The following is a 693-nucleotide window of genomic DNA, read 5'->3' as shown; positions in this document are numbered from 1 at the left end:
GCTCGGCGTTCAGGCTGCGTCGATCGACAATACGAACGGTCTCATCAGCAACCTCGGCACGGGCGATGCGACCGTGCAGGGTGGCAGCCAGATCGTCAACAGTGGCGGTGTCATGACGGGTAACGGTAATGTGGCCGTTGACACGTCATCGCTCTCCAATACCCAGGGCGGTCACCGGCACGTCACGAACGAGTCGATGCGGAAGCACGGCGTTTCAGTCGGCAGGTCAGGCCAGCCAGAGGCACGCTCGATCGTCGAACGCACGGACGGTGCATTAACCGTCGCTTCGCGTTCCTGGGCGTTGAGTTGCTGCTCGACCTGCTGGTTTTGCTCGGCGCTGGCGCGTGCAGCTGCCGCTTTGTCCGCTGGTGTGGGCGCCGGCGTCTGCTGCGCGTGGGCGAGCGTTATCAGGGCTGTCAGCGGCAATGCCGCCAGCCTTTTGCGGATGTTCATACGGTGAATGGTTGAGAACAAAGTGCGTAGGAACTCACACTTTGTGAATTTAACTTTGGCTTCCTGAGCGACTTATATGGAGGACACAAAAGTACCCTCCCATAAACTCACACGGGAGTGTCTGAATTTTTGTGTGCAAGGCGTCTGAACATTTCAGGCGTGGCAGGCGATCAATTTCATTCTAGCTGTTGGGTCGTGTGAAGCGATCCTCGTAGAGGATCGCGAACTGCCGCATGGCGG

The 693-nt window shown here is 58.4% G+C and carries 1 pseudogene; it reads right to left on the bottom strand.

Features of this window, described 5'->3' with window-relative positions:
• Positions 1–186 precede the first annotated feature (186 nt).
• Positions 187–453: pseudogene (locus AB3X89_RS40075) on the bottom strand (ShlB/FhaC/HecB family hemolysin secretion/activation protein); the annotation flags it as partial.
• Positions 454–693: the final 240 nt, after the last annotated feature.

It is taken from the genome of Paraburkholderia sp. BR14320, assembly GCF_040948665.1.
In the GTDB taxonomy this organism is placed as follows: Bacteria; Pseudomonadota; Gammaproteobacteria; order Burkholderiales; family Burkholderiaceae; genus Paraburkholderia; species Paraburkholderia youngii.
The sequence above is the reverse complement of the archived record's forward strand: the minus strand, read 5'-3'. Positions and strand labels throughout refer to the sequence as shown.